This is a genomic window from Pseudomonas sp. 44 R 15, from assembly GCF_900004965.1.
Lineage (GTDB): Bacteria > Pseudomonadota > Gammaproteobacteria > Pseudomonadales > Pseudomonadaceae > Aquipseudomonas > Aquipseudomonas orientalis_A.
The window spans coordinates 1-16,712 of sequence record NZ_CVTU01000111.1 but is presented as its reverse complement, the minus strand read 5'-3'; the positions used below and the strand labels follow the sequence as shown (position 1 = coordinate 16,712).

Sequence of the window (16,712 nt, the reverse complement as noted above, 5' to 3'; positions counted from 1 at the left end):
TTGGCCGGTGGTCAGGCAACGCGAACTATTCCCGACACCGGTCGTCAATGACTGCATGTTCTTATCAGGCGGTAACGCACCATGGACAACCCTTTTCAGATCATCACCGACACCTTCAGCCCACAATACCGCGTCAACCTGAGCATCCAGCGGCTGGACGGCAGCATCATGCTCACCCTCTCCGATGACACCGGCGTAGTGGCCAAGCGCATGATCAGCGCCGAACAACGCAACGACCCGCAACGGCTCAAGCGCCTGGTGCAAAGCATCCAGTTCGGTATTGCCATCGAGCAGGGTCACAGCGCCATGGAAATCCTGGCGGTGATGACGGATGGGGACAATCACAAGCTGTTGCAGCGACCGCCCACCCGTCACCTGCCTTTCAGCGTCGGGCTCTAAAGCTCGCCCTTCTCGGTCTCCAGGCTCGCCTCGCCCTTGCGACGCGGGCCTTCGACTTTCACCGAAGGAAACGCCGACGACGCGTAGCGCACTACCAGAATCGCGAAGGCCAACAGCAGAATCCCACCGCACAAGTAGATAATGCCCACGTCCGGCGGGTTGTGATGGGACACGTTGGAGATCAGCAGCCGCGTCAGCGCGGTGATGGCCACGTAGATCAGGAAGCGCACGGGCATGTGGTTGGTTTTGAAGTAAATCCCCACCATCGCGCCCAGTTCCAGATAGATGAACAGCAGCAAGATGTCATCGATCTTGATGTGCCCGTTCTCCAGCATCCCCAGAAATTCCATCACCGCCGCCCAGGCGGTCACTGCACCAATGGCGAACAGCGCCAGGTAATGGAACGACTCCACAAACAGATTGCCCAGCGACTCGGCCAGCCCATGGACTTGCCGGCGCAGCTTTTCGGCCCAGTTGATTTTCACGATGTTGCTTCCTTAGGTCGGTGCGACCGGATAATACGGGGTGGAGGTGACGGTTGTTCTGCATGCAGGAAAAAAGCCAGAGGCCGCAGGTGAGAGGGTGGCCGAGTGACACGAGGCACTTTATTCACTCAGATCATGGCATTCAGCCACAATGCGCGTTTGCGGCGTAGCAACTCGCAATTTTCCGACTACATTGAAAATCAGCTCGCCAACGCCAAATGTTTCGCTTGCTTTTAACTGTATATAAACACAGTATGCACCAGAGGTAAGGGTCGTGAATGCCTGGATATGTCAGATGCGCCCTATCTGGTCAGGACGCTCGAACCGCAGACTCGATGATTGCGTAGCTTGTCGGACACAGCACAAAGCCCGCAGCGCCGGGGCGACCCCATTCAACACTTGATATTACGACGAGGCCAAAATGGCTGTTGAGACCCTTTACCGCAGTACCCGGGATTTGGAGACTACGTTCGTGGACCGAAAACTTGCCGACGCTCACGATCAGATGCTTGAACTGGCAGAGGCCCTGACGGACGTATTGATGAAAAACGTCGCCGGCCTCTCCGAAAAACACGCGGAAGATGCAAGTATCTACATGGCAAAAAATCGCGCAATCTTCGCAGCCGCCTTCAAAAATAACGCAATGGCGCTCAATGAGCTGAATGCTCCAGCCGATGCTGAAGGATAGAAATCAGCACGCATTCTTCAGAGGTCAGCCAGTAGGTCATCACATCGCTGCTCATCCAGCCTTGTGTTCATGATGCATACCCGCATCACGGTCTTCCCCTGCCAGCGAGAAGGGACCACCAGGGCAACACTGTCACGCAGGCAACGCTGCGCCCAGCGATCATAATCGTCGGCTTGCCAGCCGTGGCGCTTGAACAGGATAACGCTCAAGCCGGACGCCTTGATCAGCTCCAGCCTCGGATGGCTGGCGATGCGCGTGCGCAGGTAGGCGCTGAGCACAAGGATGCGCTCCAGAGTATGCCGGTAAGCCGCGATGCCATGCACCGCCAGTGAGAACCACAGCGGCATGCCTCGGGCCCGACGCGACAGATGGAAGGCATAGTGCATGGGGTTGCATTGCTCGGACTCATTGATCTGCTCCAGATAGGAAGCATCCTGAGTAAAAGCTGCGGTAACCTCATCGGGTTTGGCGTAGAGCAGCGCACAACAGTCGTAGGGTACGAACAGGCCCTTGTGTGGGTCGATGATCAGTGAGTCGGCCTGCTCAATACCTTCCAGTTGAGCCCTCACACTCGGGACACACAGGAACGCACCGCCGTAGGCCGCATCCACATGCAACCAGATAGCATGCTGACGGGCGATTCCCCCTATACCGGAAAGATCATCGATCTGTCCCGAATTGGTCGCACCCGCGACTGCTACCACGGCGACCACGTGGTCGCGCCGCCCCTCCACGGCCAGTTGTTCCAAGGTCTTCGCCAGTTCGAAAGCCGTTAAACGGCCCAGCTCATCCGAAGCCACCGTCACCACGTCCAGGTCGAGCAACCGGGCGCTGACGATAATTGAAGAATGGGCTCCCTCTCCCACCACTAAAAGCCCCTGATGCCGCCCCGCGCGTTCTCTGTAGCGATGTCGGGCGGCCACCAGCGCAGAGAAATTACCCGCGGTGCCGCCACCGACGAAACACCCTCCGGCGCCGTCCGGCAAACCGGCCAGCTGACACAACCAGCGCAATGCCTGATTCTCCGCCCAGATCAAGCCCGCCCCGCCCAGCCATCCCGAGCCGATCATGCCACTGGCGGACAGCAAGCCGTCCATCAACGCGGCTGCGGGGGTAGCACGGGCACCGATGTAGGCCAGATAACCCGGGTGGTCGGTCGGCACGCCCTGCCGGCCAAGCAAGCTGGTGTAGAGTTCCAACGCGGGCTCCAGGCCTATACCTGATTCACAAATCGTGGTGCCGACCGCCTCTTCTGCCGCCTGCGTAATGTGCTCGGCATCACACGGCGCCGACAGCTTGGCGCGGGGCTGGGTCAGGGCCTGGCGGAACGCGGACAGCATAATCTCAATGTCGCCGGGTGCGATGTCGTCATGGCCTATGCCGGGTAACTCGCGCAAGGTTCCAGAATGTTCAAGTTGCATGATGATGACGTCCTTTGTCATGGCCAGGAAAAGTGGAATATTCGTGCCACTTCATGATGTAGTCGGCATGTCGGTACTGACCCTGGTCGAAATCCGCATGTGCATCGAGGTACTCGCGTACGGCGCAGCCCTCCTCAAAGGCAGCGGCCACAAACCTCAGCGCCATGCGCGCGCAGTCGCCAAAATCCGGCGCGGCATGGGGGCACAGGGTGATTACGCCGGTCCCCGCCAGCAGCTCGCCAAACTCTTCGACCACACAATCATCCGGCACCAGATAAACCGTCCCCGGACGCGCTCTTCTACGAATTTCCGCAGCCACCGCGACGTGCGAGCCCATCAACGCGCATACCGACTGGCTTGCCCCTTGCCGCGTCATCGGCAGCAGACGCTGTTGCAAGGCCAAGGCCAATCGTTCGCCGTACGGCGAACCATCCGACCAGATTTCTTCAACCTGCGTATAAACCTGAGCCAGGTAGTCGACAATGGTCGTCACTTGCTGCAATTCACTGGCGCACAAGCGAAAGGCACCGACCGTACGGCAAAGGTCTGGTGCCGTTGCGGCGGGCAATAGCAAGGGAACACCGGCTGCCTGGTAGAGTGCCCCGGCCGACCGGGCGCATTCACTGTTGAAATGACCAATGACCACCCCTGCCCCGCCGGCCAACAGTCGGCGCGCCGCAGCTACCGCGACGACGGGGTCGGCCGCGTCATCCGCCCATATCAGGGGTAGCGAGGAACCCTGCACGGCCTTGCGAAGCCACTCCCCATACGCCGCCCGAGGGCCCGTCAGAGGCCCGACGATACCCACCCGTTGTCCGCGCATGACTGCGCTCATCTAAACGTGCCCCGGCATAAGCCGCGCCAGTGCCTGAGCCGACACGCTGTGCAGTTTCACAGGTGGCCGGCTGGCCAGGGTATGACCGCCGGCAAAGAACGAGCCGGCCAGTACATCGTCACGTTCGAGCCCAGGCAGATTGAGCCATTCGCTCAGTTGCTGGCTGATACCCGGCATCAACGGGTAAGTGGCATAAGCAAGCCAGCGCAGGGTCATAGCCTGCAGCGCCAGTGCAGTGCGCGCGTGGTTGGATAACGGTTGCGCCGAAGACTTCAATAAATGCTCTTGTGCGGCACTGAAACGCGACGCGCGATGAATCACATGAGCGACCTGCTCGGCCATGCGTCTGGGCGAGAAGCTCTGGATCGAGGCAGCCTGCCGATACCCGTCCATCCATTGGCACAGTTCTTCATGATAGGTTTTCTGGTCGCTCAGCCAGGCGCCAGGCTCAGGCACGCTGCCGCCATGCCTGGCGATGCACTGATCCAGGCGCTGGATCAACCCATTCAGTTTCTGCGCAAACAGGTCATTGAGCTGCTCGCTGATCTCATCGACGGTGAAATTGGTTCTCACCCCCTCAGGGCGCGTGAGCATGAGCGCCATGCGCGCATAATCGCTGCCGGCTTCGGCCAAAAACTCACGGCCCCAGATCAAGTGGCGGCGACTGGTGGAGAACTTACTGCCATCAAGATCAAGCAGTTCGTTGACAATGTGGTGTCGCGGGGGGGTCAAGCCCAATGCCAGGTAAATCGCCGGGAATAACAAGGTGTGATAATAGGCATTGTCGAAGCCGTAACAATGAACTACATCCATTGCGCCCGAATAGCACTGCTCGGCACGTGCGAAGCGATCGCTGCCGTCAACCGGCAGGTCGCTGGCGCCCCACAGATAACCGAAGGCCATTTCGAACCAGACGTAGATGACCTGATCCTGTACGGATGGCAGGCGGTGGCGAATACCCCAGTCGCTGCGATGGCTGATGCAGATATCCGGCAGCCCCTGGCGCAGCATGGTGTGGCAAAGCTGATAGACATGGGCAGGCATGTTGGCCGTCTGGATGTACTTGAGCAGTTCGTCGGCAAATGCACTCAAACGGAAGAACAAGCGTGTTTCGATTTTTAATCGGGGTTGATGCCCATCGCGCTTGACGCGCGGTTGGGTCAGGTCGGTGCACTGGTTGGGCTGGCCACAGGCCTCACAGGCATTGCCGTCACTGCTTTCGCCACAATGCGGGCAGCCCCCGTGAATGAACGCCTCATGCAGCGCGTTTCCCGCATCATCCACGAACACTGGCGTGTCCTTGGCATAGATAACATCCTGCTCATGCAGTCGTTGCAGGTAGTGATGAACGAAGTCCGCGTACTCACCTTGGGTATCCGGTGTGATGAACACGTCCATATCGATGCCATAACCTTGCCACGTTTCGCGGATGGCCTGGGCGTAGTGGTCGGCGCATGCGCCCGGACCGATGCCTTCCTTGGTTGCGCACGTTACGACGTACGTCTGGTTATCGTCACGCCCGCTGCCGTAGAAAACCCTGGCACCGGTGTTGCCCAGCACGCGCTTGAGCACATCACCTGCGATATAGGGCCCCGAGAGATGTCCCAGGTGCAAATCACCGTTCGGCGTCGGCGGGGTAGCGTAGATCAGGGTGTCCACAACTGGCGCTGCTGCGGGCGCGTTAGAGCGCCCCGCATCCCAATACAATGAATGGAAGGTCAAGGGGTGTTGATCGCTCAGATTACGCAGGGTATGAGGTTCGAAGCGCTGGCAGTGCACGGCGTCTCCCGCACGCACTTCAAGCGTCTCCTGCACGGTTTTAACCACGCCATGCCCAGCGGTGAAAATAAACAACTCATCCTCAAAGTGATTGTGCGGCTGGCTTTCCTCGCCAGGCCCCAGGGTGCAGCCCATCAGGTTAAGGTCAGTGCCAGGCAGGTCAACGGTGCGCGAGTCGACGTTGTAGAAGCGTTTGGCCGGGGAAAACATATTGATCTTTTTCATGGTCGTTGCTCTCTATCCTTGAGAAATTACGCGGGCGAGCTGCATGGCAACATGGGGCGCCATTTTGAATCCGCCACCACTGAAACCAGAGGCAACCAGCACGCCGCCCGGCAACCCCGGTTGCTTGCCAATCAACCCGATGGGTTGCTCGCTGTAGCAGTCGCTATGGCACAGCGCACCCTCCACCGATGCGTCTTGCAGCCAGGGGAAACGCCGTTGACCCTGCTCTCGGGTCAGTTGTGCGTGGGACAGTTGAGCAGGCATGTAACTGTGGCTGGCCGGCACTCGCATACCCGTCGGGTAGCCGACGTAGAGCCCGCCGGTCAGGGGGCACGGTCGTCCGTTAAGCTGATTGATGTCGTCAATAAAACACGGCGCCTCAGGTAACGGTGTCGCGCCCTTGAACCGTGTGACCTGAATATGCTGACTCCACAGGCCAAAGGCATCACCGAACTGGCGAATCAGGAACTCGCTGGTACCATTGCCCATCGCGACAATCACCTGCGCACCGTCGTAATCGCCGTTGGAGCTCAGCACGCCAACGGCCTGCCGGCTTGCAACATCGACACGTACCGCGTGAACCTTTACCGCGTCATGGTAGACCCCCCCCTGGGCGATGGCCGATTGCACCAGGTACTGCAACGTCGGTCTGGCCTCCATGTAGCCTGAGCCCGGTTCGTGCAGCGCCATTTGCGCGGTGATCGGCAACGCGGGGTAGCGGGCAGCCAAGGCCCGGGAGTCGAGCAATTGAGCCGGTACCCCTTCGCGCTCCAGCCAGCCCTGCATGTCGGCCAATGCGTGTGGCTCGGCGAAATGCAGATAGCCCGTCTCGGTAAAGGGCACTTGCCCCCCGGAGTCCTGCGCCAACTGCCGGTAGAAGTGATAGCCCTGCGCCGCAGCGCGGGTCGCCTCCCAGGACGCATGAGTGACCCGCACGATGCAGCCGGAAGCACCTGTCACACCGCAGCTGAGCTGCTTGTCATCCAGCAGCAGGCAGCGTTTGCCCGCCAGGGTCATTACATAAAAGCACGTCGCGCCGATGATGCCGGCCCCAATGATGATGACGTCAAACGGCTTGCTCATAGTGCCTCCGTTTCAGGGTGGTGCGCAGATCGTCAACGATTTCACCGGCGCGAATGGCCATATTGGAAATGAGCGTGGCGCTCAATCCATGAGTGTCTTCGGCAACACCCGTGGAATACAGCAGTGGCGCCGAGTCCCCCTGAAAGGTCAGGCGGTAGTTACGCAAAATACGCGCCGAGCCCTCGTCGTGGACCAGTCGGACAGCCAGGGATGCGCACAACAGGTCGGCGATGCGGCGGGGACGGAAGCCGGTCGCGCAGACCAGATAGTCGCAGCGCAGCTTTTGTACATCGCTGCTCATTTGGCGGTTGAACGCCACCTGTAGACCGGCATCCTGAACAAGGACCGATTGGAAACGACTCATGCGTTCCAGCTTGAGACGCTGCTGCCCACTGACTTCGTCGTCGTACCAGTTGCGGTAGAGTTTTTCGATCAGGGCCATGTCCACTGCGGAGTAATTGGTGGAGGCATGTGTGCGCAGTATGTGTTGCCGTACATGGGCGGGCGACGCGTGGAAATCGTCGACCGCGTCGGCGTTGAATATTTCGTTCACGAATGGGCTGTCGTCGGCTGGCGTGTAGCCATAGCGCGCCATGATGGCTGTCACGTTCATGGCCGGATACGTCTCGAGCAGGTACTCAACGGCCTCGGCGGCACTCTGCCCACCGCCCACCACGACGCAGTGGCCGTCGGCATTCAACGCAGTCTTTTCAAGATGGGCCAGCAAGTGATGAACGTGCGTTACCCGCTCGCCGGGCTCCACCCCCAATGGCAATTGAGGCTCAAGGCCCAATGAATGAACCACCGAACGGGCAAGCACAGCCGTCGTCATATCACCCACCTGCATCTGGACTCTGAACAGAGGTGAACCGTCATCGTCCACGCCGCCCTCGTTGATGCTCAGCACCTGATGACCGTAGAACACCTGGTCGCTGAACTCCGCCGCGCACCAACTCAGGTAATCGTGAAACTCCAGGCGGCCGGGGAAGAAGTCCTTCTTGTTGCAGAAGGCGGCGATCCGGCCTTTGCTGTGCAAGTAATTGACGAACGTAAAGTAGCTGCGCGGGTTGCGAAAGCTGACCAGGTCTTTGAGAAACGTCACCTGCATGGTTGCATTCTTGAACAGCATGCCCTTGTGCCAACCGAAACCAGGTGCGCTGTCAAAAAAAGCAACATCCAGCTCGGGGGCCATCTCCTGAAGGGCGATGGCGAGCGAAATGTTCGAAGGGCCAAAGCCGATACCCACCACATCGTGGATTTTTTGCTCGCAAGGGCTGATGACCAAATCTGTTGCAAAACTCATGTGAACTCCCTGTCTACAGAATTTCAGGCTGAGCGCAGCCGCAGGAGGTTGATCGTGTGATGACCTCCCTGGGCATTTCTATTGGGGTGCTGCGCAGCGGCGACGGGTTAATCGATCTCGAAGGCGTCGGTAAGGTTGAGCGACTGGAGCATGGCGATCTCCTCGGTCAACTTTTCAAGGCAATGATTGCGTAAGAAAACCGTACATCCGTAGGTGGTGCCGTCAGTGGTCATTGCTACCGCCTTGCCAACCGGCGGCGCAACGAAATAGTGGCTGAAGCTCTCCAGGCTGCGCACTTCACGGTCAAAGAGAAAGGCCTTGACCCGCCCGGCCCGCGTAATCACAAAAGAGTAATCCGCCACCGCTGCACCTTGCGTCGGGCCTTGCCCGAGTGCCTGCGGCCACTGTTTCCAGCAATCCTCCTGGGCTGGCCAACCGCCCAACCGGCAAAGCTGCGGCAACGGCGTGCTGGCCAGTCGCGGCGACAGCTTCACCAGCCGCGCGCCGGTTGACGTGATCACCACCTCAGCGTGCAACGGGCCGTGCAGCATGCCGAGCCCGTTAGCCAGCGCGGCAAGCTGCGGCACCAGCCGTGCCGGCAGCACGGCGGAAGGCAGGCTGTTGACGGCAGTGAGGAGCCTGCGCCCTTCCAGATCCAGGGTATGACAGCGCCAGGCGTCAGTGACGTGGAACTCACCCGCGTCGAGTACCCCATTGATGAACACGGGATAACCCGGTTCATGGACATGGATCTGAAACGGCCCCGGTGCATCATCCAGCAAGGCGGCGACCTGGGACGCAGTGGCCCACTGCCCCCCCAGCAGCACGGCTGAACCGCGCGAACTCGGCGACAACGCCGGGCGCACTACCCACGCACGACCATCATCAGGCGGCAACCGGTCCAACGATGCCACTTGCCGACCGTCAAACGCCAAGTCAGGGGCGAGCCTGCGAACCGCCTGGTGTTGCGCGCACTTGTCAAAGAACACTGCCGGATCGCAGCCTGCGGTGAAAAACCCATCGGCGATGTTCAGCGGCATGACCTGACGCAGCTCCAGGTCATCGCTGGAGAGCCGATAACTGACCGGTGCCCGGCACCGTGCAGTGGTGTTGTTCATCATTGCAGCGTCTCGCGAGTCGGGCCCCGGAAGTGCACCGCATCGATGTGGCAGTTGCGCGGTTGCGTCAGCACGAAGCGCATGGTCTCCCAGATGGAACGACCGTTGAGCAATGGGCTGGCAGGATCAACCGCCTCATCCAGGCCGGTCACTTCAAAATCGGGCGGGTAAAAACCGGTGACCCGAATGTGCTCCTTGGCCAGGTGATGAGCCATGTTCTGGCAAAAGCCACTCATACCGTGTTTGGCGGCGAAAAAGGCTGGATGGGCGATAGAGTCGGTAAACTGCGGCACGCCGCACACCGAGACCATCGCCATAATGTCGGCCGCCGCCGAGCGACGCAGCCCGGGCAACAGTGCACGGGTCAGGGTGATCGAGCCTGTCAGACCGGAGTTGATGGTGCCGGCGATGTCGTCGTCACTGTCGTCTTCTCCCAATAGCCCCTCAAGCCACTGCGCCGCGCTCAGCACCAGAACGTCCACCGCCCGCTCATCCTGCAGGATTTGCGCAGCGAAGGCGCGCACCGATGCAGGGTCGGCGATGTCGCACGCGTAGGCACGCGCAGATCCCCCTTCGGCTCGAATAAGCTCACACGTGGCCTGCGCACTGGACATCTGGCGCGCGCACAAGTCGACATGAGCCCCTTCCCGGGCCAGCCACACCGACACCGCCTGGCCGAAATCACGACCACCACCGGTGACGACAACACGTTTATTTTTCAGCATGGTATGCGTTCCTGTCGCAAGGTTCGTTATAAGCCCGGATGGGGAACCGTCTGGCTACCCGAGACCTTCTCCTGATAGAGATGATCAACGATGTAGTCGGCGGCGTGTTCGGCCCAGATATCGGCAGCGATGTACTGGTGATGCTCGTCCGGAAGGCAGATGGAGAGCATTTGGGTGTTCACGCCGTTGCCCGGATCAAGCGCGACAGCATTCACCTCCGTCGGCAAGTCAGCGTTAAGCGAGCCAATCAGCCCCTCGACGGCGAATTTGCTGGCACAGTAAGGCCCCAGTCCCCACGAAGCCGAGCGCCCCCAACCGGAACTGATCGCGATGAACAGGCCCTGGCGACGGTCGAGCATCGATGGCAAAAAAGCATGCAGGGTATTGACGACCCCCAGCACGTTCACCTCCATCACTCGCGCCCAGTCCTGCAGGTCAATCTCCCACGCCGGCTTGCGTTCGCTGATCACCCCGGCGTTGCACACCACGATGTCAACCGGACCGTCGCGCAATACGGCCTCTGCGAATTGCTGCATGTCCTGAGACTCGGTGACCGAGGCGCAGTACAGCGCAGGATTGCCTTGCACCGCGCCGACAGGCGCGTCAACTGCAAGCTGGCAGCCATGAACCTGGTGGCCGCGTGCGGCCAGCGCATGGCCCAGGGCTTTGCCCAAGCCACGGCTTACTCCGGTGATGGCAATGGTGAGTGGCGCTCTTGCTTTCATTGTAAAAAGTCCTCCTTGACCCTCGAACAGCGTGCGCTGAACTGTGAAACAGGATTATCCGGTTGCAAATCAGGTACCTCTCCCGCCCGGTAATCGGCGGGCCAGTTGGCGCTCAAGGCTGAACGCCCGACCAGTGCATGGCCGCTGACAAAGATAAACGGCACCTTGCAGGTAATCGCAGCCTCGGCATCGGCAATGGCATCCCCCAGAAAGAGCGCCTGCGAAGCATCACACCCATATTGATCGAGCAGAGCACGAATCGCAGCAGTCTTGGAGGTGGGTGAGCCGATCACTCGTACCATGTAGCGATCGATACCGCTCACCCTCAACGCCTGGATAATTTCCTCTTCCTTGCCACCGCTCACCACCGCACATACCACGTTGCCCTCTGCCAGTTGCGCCAGCAACTGCTGCGCCCCGGCCACCAAGGGTGCAGCGCTGTAATGGGTGCGCAGATAATCTTCATAACGTGAGATGCACGTCGCCAGGAAATGCTCGGCATCGGGGCCGACGGGCGCAATCAGTTGCTGGAAGACCTCAAAATGCCAGAGTCTGGGTCGTCCGAAGTTAAGTCTGAAACTTTCCTTGCAACGATCGCGCAGCTTCTGCGAGTAATGCGCCAGTGCGTAATCGACCGCCGCCAGCTTCACGCCATTGGAGTCGAGCAACACGCCGTCGCAATCGAAAAATACCAACTGCTTACCCACTAACCTATCGCCAAGCGTGACCCTGGTCATACGCGTACTCCGCACTTACCTGTACTGGTTGAGAATGTTCACATCAAACTTGTGCGATCCGGCGTGCCCGGCGATTCTGCCGACGATGTCGATGCGCTGCGCACCGCTTAACGGAGCACCTTCGAACAGTCTCTGTGCATAGGTGGGGTGGATGTTATGCCTGGCCTGACAACGGTAGGTCGGCGAGTACCCCCAGTTCGCTACTTGCCGCAGAGGTTCGATATGCTCGGCCAGAAAGTCTTCGCAGTGCGCCATCGGCTGTTGAGGCTTGAGCAACGCCAGGCTCTCTGTCGCCGCATTACCCGCGCCACGGCCGATGCCGGCAAAGGTACCGTCGACATACCGGGCCCCTGCCTGGATAGCAGCGTGGGTGTTGGCGACGGCCAGACCGTAGTTGTCATGCGCATGAAAGCCAAGCGGCAAGTCTGTCAGCTCGGCAGCGTTGCGAAATAACTGGTGCACCTGCTCCGGCAACATGCGGCCAAAACTGTCGGCAAAATACAGGGCAGCGATCGGTTCCTGGTCCAGGCCGTTGAGCCTATCGGCCAGTTGATCGCTCGATAGCTCGGCGACCTGCATCAGGTTGAGGATCACTGTCAGCTCATTGCCCTCCAAAGCCCGCGCCAATCTCACGCAAGCATCGAACTGGCTGCTCTTGGCCGCAATACGCAGAATATCGATACGAAATGGCGCGCGGCGAACCGAGGCGAGTATCACGTCGGCCATTGCCTGGGGGGATTGCTCCAGCGCTGGCCCCGCGTCAATCATGACGGCTACTTTGATCTGATGCGGATCAATCAGCAGGCACTGCTGCTCCGTCAGTGACTCGGGCAATGCCTTATAAGACCCGTAATCAGTGCTTTGCGAAAACGTATCGAGATTCAGGTAACCCAATTCGACGATGTCCACGCCAGTGGCCAGGCAAGTACCGAAGTACTGCCGAGCCATGGCATCGGAAAACCGCCAATCGGTCTGGAACCCACCATCGCGCAAGGTGCAATCCAGTAACGCGAATGACTGTTTTCGATCGGTCATTTTTGCTGACCTGCCGCATCGACGCTCCAGTCGTACACCTGCTCCAGGCGCCACCAGTTCAATTCTGTCTGATTGCCGGCAATACGTTTGAGCAACGGATTATCACCATGCATCTGGTCGTCCCACGCCTGCACTGCCGGATGGAAAGACAAGGCACGGCTGAAGTCACGCAGCGGATCAAACTCATCGTTGGCCTCTACCTGCATGAACAGCGTGCGGGGCGGCAAAAGATAAATTGACATGCGCTGCAAGCCAATTTCCTTGAGCACGCCGTGCTCACCGGCAATTTGTTGCGGCACGTCGCGGTGTAACGTCTTATACAGGGTTACTGCTTCGGTACTGGTCAACTCAATTGAAAAACCAAAACGCTTCATGTGTAACTTCCTTATTACTGGGTCACGAATTCAAGAAGTTGGTCATACACCTTTTCAACTTCGCAAAGTGTTTCCGGGTCCATGGTAAAATCAACCGGAGGGCGAATCAATGTATTGCTCATTAAACGACGCCGCTTGAGCAAGTGCTTTGACAACTGCAAGTAACAATCGATACTCGCCATCATATGGCACATTAAATAAGACAACGGATAACCAATAGCCCTGGCGAGTTTTTCATCGCCTGTTTGCAGCGCGCGCCATAAGGCCACGGTAATTTCGGCGATTTCGGTCGCCGGAATAACGCCTGCCAACCCACGCTTATAGGTATCGACCAACATCATGCCGCCATCGCCTTCGAAGATCCTGGCCTCGCCGCCGGTGGCATCGCGCAACAGCGATACTTTGGGCGCGGTAGGCGCCGACTCCGGTTTGAACTGCACTTTCTGCGCCCCGAACGTCTTGAGCAGACGCGCCTGCACATCAATCGACATTGGACGCTTTGCAAGGGATTTGGCGTGGTGCACCAGCACCGGAACGCTGACGCTCTCGATCACATTGGCGAAGTAGACATACATCTGTTCATCGTCAAGTGCCCACATCGACGGGTGCATCACCAGCAATGCGTCACAACCTGCCTGCTCGGCCTGCCGCGAATACTCAATGGCCTGAGCGATGCTTTCGCCGCCCGTGCTCATGATCGCCAGGCCTTTATCGCCCGTTTGCTCGGCGATCAATTCAGCGACGCGAAAACGCTCGGTAGTGGTCAACCGTGATACTTCCGAGATTTGCCCGATGACCACACCGTCACACCCCGTGTGCAGAATGTGTTCGATCTGCAGCCGCAGGGCTGAAGTATCCAGAGAAAGGTCGCTGTTGTACGGAAGGATGGCGACCGGAAGGACACCATGAATTGAAGCGTTCGTCATATCTGATATTCCTTATCAAAGTTCGACGTTAACAAACAAGAAGCCAGTCAAGAGTCCCACCAGGCCAAAACGTTTGCTCACACTATCCAGTAGCGCAAGACCCGCTGCCGCATTACTTGGATGGGCAGTTCTATTTTCACTTCGATCAAATAATTTTTGCTTCAGAGATCATACAAATTTTTCAGAAATCTCTTACAGGACTTTCCGTCATTTCGAAGTCGCAGCGAAGTTAATGGCGGGCGACTTTATTGTCCAACCAGTATATATTTCAAATTATTACAAATTACGCAAAGCACAGAATATTTTTTCTGCTGCAAAACTATCATTACTGTTTGTTTCATACATGTAACAAAAGTTGTACTCATGCAAGCGCGATAAAACAGACAAGTACGTACTTCTTCCCTCTTATGTTTTTATTGTTGAGTTTTAACTAACGCTAAAAATCATTTCAGGCAGGCGAGCCTGGTTAATCCCTGGCCTGCGGATACAGCAGGCGCTCGGCCAATTCGTCAGCCACTCGAGCGGGGGAGCGCTTTTCAGCCTGGGCATGGGCGTAGATTTCAGTGAGGCGCCTGCCGATGTTGGACAGGTGCGCGGTGATGCTCGGCAGCTCGGCGCCACTGTGTTTGAGTGCGACGTAGATCAGCCCGCCGGAATTGATCACGTAGTCGGGCGCGTAGAGGATGCCGCGGCCTTCCAACTGATCGGCGATGTCCAGGTAGGTCAGCTGTGCGCTGGCAGAACCGGCCACGGCGGCGCAGCGCAGTTGGCCGACGCTCTGGCGATTGAGCACCGCGCCCAGGCCGCACGGGGCAAGGATGTCGCACGGGGTGCTGAGCAAGGCGTCGTTGGCGATGGGGTGGGCGCCCAGTTGCTCCATGGCCAGTTGCACCTTGCCGTGGTCAATGTCGCTGACCAGCAGTTCGGCGCCCGCCGCATGCAGTTGTTCGGCCAGGGCGTAACCGACATTGCCCAGGCCCTGCACCGCCACGCGCAGGCCTTCGAGGTTATCACTGCCCAGGCGGGCCATGGCGGTGGTGCGAATGCCGGCAAACACCCCCATGGCCGCATGGGGGGCCGGGTCGCCGGCGGCGCTGGTGCTGGTGACGAAGCGGGTGTGTTGGGCGATGCAATCCATGTCGGCGACCGAAGTGCCGCTGTCGATGGCGGTAATGTAGCGCCCGCCCAGTTGCTCGACACAGCGGCCAAAGGCTTCAAACAGCGCGGCACGACTTTCCACATGGCCCGGGCGCAGGATGACCGCCGCGCCGCCGCCCACCGGCAGGCCGGCCAGGGCGGCTTTGTAGCTCATGCCCTGGGCCAGACGCGCGGCGTCGGCCATGGCGGTTTCATCGTCGGGATAGGCCAGGTAGCGGCAGCCGCCCAGGGCAGGGCCCAGGCGGCTGTTGTGGATGGCGATGATCGCCTTCAGCCCGGTCACCGGGTCGACGCTCAGGTGCAGCGATTCCAGGCGGGTGCTGTGCATGAGCGCAAACATCGTCGTGCTCCCGAATCACTTCTGGTAGTGGCACAAGTATAGGCTCGCGCCGGAAAAGTGCTGGATCGCACTGGAATAAGCCGCCCTAATTCGTGTGTTCTGTGACATAAGCGAGTGGGATATTTCTCAAGATGCTGGACGAAAATTCACAGCAAGGCTAAAACGAGAGCATCCGCCGGAGAATGCAATGAATCCCCGCCAAGCTTTTTTCGCCTGCCTGGAGCGTTCACCCCCTGCGCTGTTCGAAGCTGCGCTGTGGATTGCCGCCGAACACGACGCCGCCGTGCAGCCGTTGCTGATCCTGCAGGAGCTGGGCCTGTTGCAACAGCAGGTCAGCCTGGGCATGCCGGTGCTGCCGGCCGATGAGCTGGGCCAACCGTTGCTGCGGCGCATGAACGACCTGGGGTTTGCCCAGGATGACTTCACCCCGTTGCGCCCCGCCGCCGCCTTGCTCGATAAGGTGCTGCAGCGCAAGCGCGGGCAGCCCCTGGCCATGGGCCTGATCGCCCTGGAACTGGCACGGCGCCTGGACATCCCCATGGTCGGGGTGAATTTCCCCGGTCACTTCCTGCTGCGGGTGCCCGGTGCCGATCACCTGCTCGACCCCTGCGGGGGCCGACGCATGTATCCCAATGACTGTCGCGACATGCTGCATCGCCAATATGGCCCGAATCTCAAACTGCAGGCCGAACACCTGCACACCGCCGAGCCCCGCTCGATCCTGCAGCGGCTGTCACGTAACCTGCGCCAACTTTACCTGGCCAACGACGAACCGCTGGCCGCCCTGGTGGATGCCGAGCGCGTACTGGAACTGGGCAACGCCAGCGCCGCCGATTACCTGGCACGCGCCAGCCTGTATCAGCGCCTGGACTGCCCGAGCGCCGAGCGCTTCGACCTGGAACACGCGTTGATGCTCAGCGAAGACCCGATCCAGCGCCTGCGCCTGACCGAGCGACTCGGCCATCTGCCGCCCAATGCCATCGTGCATTAAGACGCCTTCAAGCAAGCCACCGCCGAGCGCACCTGGATAATCAACAACGCTGCAATCCACAGAAAAAGAAAATCTGCTGCACCGGGATTGTAGGAGCGAGCTTGCTCGCGAAAAACGTCAACGATAACGCGTGCTTTCTGGATGAACGCGGTGCCTGTGAGTTTTTCGCGAGCAAGAGCTAGGCGCCCCCCTCGCTCCTACAGAGGGCGGTGTACGCTTAACTGACTGGCATTAAAGCTTGCCCCCCACCACTCCACGATGCGAAGCGAGCCGCTCTTGATCTTGATCTTAGGCGCCCCGTTAAACCACGCTGGCCGAACGCAGGCTTGAATCCGTGGGTAACCCGGCAGGACGCCGGGTTAGCC

General features: G+C 59.3%; 17 protein-coding genes. 3 read left to right on the top strand and 14 right to left on the bottom strand.

All coding sequences use genetic code 11. The features are described from left to right. The first annotated feature begins 81 nt into the window (after positions 1-81). Positions 82-399: a DUF3509 domain-containing protein gene (locus tag BFP93_RS21375; RefSeq protein ID WP_065894828.1), complete on the top strand. Its 318-nt coding sequence runs from the start codon at positions 82-84 to the stop codon at positions 397-399. Here the strand turns inward: BFP93_RS21375 and BFP93_RS21370 are convergent. Beyond that, a complete protein-coding gene (locus BFP93_RS21370) occupies positions 396-884 on the bottom strand; it encodes a phosphate-starvation-inducible protein PsiE (protein ID WP_065885907.1) in 489 nt (162 codons plus the stop codon). The genes BFP93_RS21375 and BFP93_RS21370 overlap by 4 nt on opposite strands. Before the next feature lie 421 nt (positions 885-1,305). On the opposite strand from BFP93_RS21370, the gene BFP93_RS21365 reads away from it, so the two are divergent. Next, complete coding sequence (locus tag BFP93_RS21365; RefSeq protein WP_057724702.1) at positions 1,306-1,572, top strand: YebG family protein; 267 nt, start codon at positions 1,306-1,308, stop codon at positions 1,570-1,572. 17 nt (positions 1,573-1,589) lie between these two features. Here the strand turns inward: BFP93_RS21365 and BFP93_RS21360 are convergent, their stop codons facing one another. The 13 genes from BFP93_RS21360 to BFP93_RS21300 form a co-directional block, all read right to left on the bottom strand. After that, positions 1,590-2,993: a pyridoxal phosphate-dependent decarboxylase family protein gene (locus tag BFP93_RS21360; protein ID WP_256095233.1), complete on the bottom strand. Its 1,404-nt coding sequence runs from the start codon at positions 2,991-2,993 to the stop codon at positions 1,590-1,592. Further along, a complete protein-coding gene (locus BFP93_RS21355; protein WP_065894826.1) occupies positions 2,983-3,828 on the bottom strand; it encodes an ABC transporter substrate-binding protein in 846 nt (281 codons plus the stop codon). Before BFP93_RS21355 ends, BFP93_RS21360 begins: the two co-directional genes overlap by 11 nt. Next, positions 3,829-5,832 (bottom strand): class I tRNA ligase family protein, encoded by a 2,004-nt coding sequence (locus BFP93_RS21350; RefSeq protein WP_240997023.1) that lies wholly within the window; start codon positions 5,830-5,832, stop codon positions 3,829-3,831. A 12-nt stretch (positions 5,833-5,844) separates the two neighbouring features. After that, positions 5,845-6,915, bottom strand: coding sequence for an NAD(P)/FAD-dependent oxidoreductase (locus BFP93_RS21345; RefSeq protein ID WP_065894825.1), 1,071 nt, complete (start codon positions 6,913-6,915; stop codon positions 5,845-5,847). Continuing rightward, positions 6,899-8,218 (bottom strand): lysine N(6)-hydroxylase/L-ornithine N(5)-oxygenase family protein, encoded by a 1,320-nt coding sequence (locus BFP93_RS21340; protein ID WP_065894824.1) that lies wholly within the window; start codon positions 8,216-8,218, stop codon positions 6,899-6,901. The genes BFP93_RS21345 and BFP93_RS21340 overlap by 17 nt, the downstream gene beginning before the upstream one ends. A 107-nt stretch (positions 8,219-8,325) precedes the next feature. Then, on the bottom strand, positions 8,326-9,339 hold the full coding sequence (locus tag BFP93_RS21335) for a hypothetical protein (protein WP_065894823.1): 1,014 nt from the start codon (positions 9,337-9,339) through the stop codon (positions 8,326-8,328). Further along, the gene (locus BFP93_RS21330) at positions 9,336-10,061 is read right to left on the bottom strand and encodes an SDR family oxidoreductase (RefSeq protein WP_065894822.1); all 726 of its coding nucleotides are present in this window, start codon (positions 10,059-10,061) and stop codon (positions 9,336-9,338) included. The genes BFP93_RS21335 and BFP93_RS21330 overlap by 4 nt, the downstream gene beginning before the upstream one ends. 26 nt (positions 10,062-10,087) lie before the next feature. Then, positions 10,088-10,786: an SDR family oxidoreductase gene (locus tag BFP93_RS21325; RefSeq protein WP_065894821.1), complete on the bottom strand. Its 699-nt coding sequence runs from the start codon at positions 10,784-10,786 to the stop codon at positions 10,088-10,090. Continuing rightward, positions 10,783-11,523, bottom strand: coding sequence for an HAD family hydrolase (locus BFP93_RS21320; RefSeq protein WP_083203135.1), 741 nt, complete (start codon positions 11,521-11,523; stop codon positions 10,783-10,785). The genes BFP93_RS21325 and BFP93_RS21320 overlap by 4 nt, the downstream gene beginning before the upstream one ends. Positions 11,524-11,538: 15 nt before the next feature. Beyond that, complete coding sequence (locus BFP93_RS21315) at positions 11,539-12,558, bottom strand: homocitrate synthase (RefSeq protein ID WP_065894819.1); 1,020 nt, start codon at positions 12,556-12,558, stop codon at positions 11,539-11,541. Then, the gene (locus BFP93_RS21310) at positions 12,555-12,932 is read right to left on the bottom strand and encodes an L-rhamnose mutarotase (RefSeq protein WP_065894818.1); all 378 of its coding nucleotides are present in this window, start codon (positions 12,930-12,932) and stop codon (positions 12,555-12,557) included. Before BFP93_RS21310 ends, BFP93_RS21315 begins: the two co-directional genes overlap by 4 nt. A 14-nt stretch (positions 12,933-12,946) precedes the next feature. Next, positions 12,947-13,858 (bottom strand): dihydrodipicolinate synthase family protein, encoded by a 912-nt coding sequence (locus BFP93_RS21305; RefSeq protein WP_065894817.1) that lies wholly within the window; start codon positions 13,856-13,858, stop codon positions 12,947-12,949. 466 nt (positions 13,859-14,324) lie between these two features. Then, on the bottom strand, positions 14,325-15,356 hold the full coding sequence (locus tag BFP93_RS21300) for a Leu/Phe/Val dehydrogenase (protein WP_065894816.1): 1,032 nt from the start codon (positions 15,354-15,356) through the stop codon (positions 14,325-14,327). A 187-nt stretch (positions 15,357-15,543) separates the two neighbouring features. Here BFP93_RS21300 and BFP93_RS21295 point away from each other — a divergent pair, with 187 nt between their 5' ends. Then, positions 15,544-16,347: a SirB1 family protein gene (locus tag BFP93_RS21295; protein ID WP_065894815.1), complete on the top strand. Its 804-nt coding sequence runs from the start codon at positions 15,544-15,546 to the stop codon at positions 16,345-16,347. Positions 16,348-16,712 lie beyond the last annotated feature (365 nt).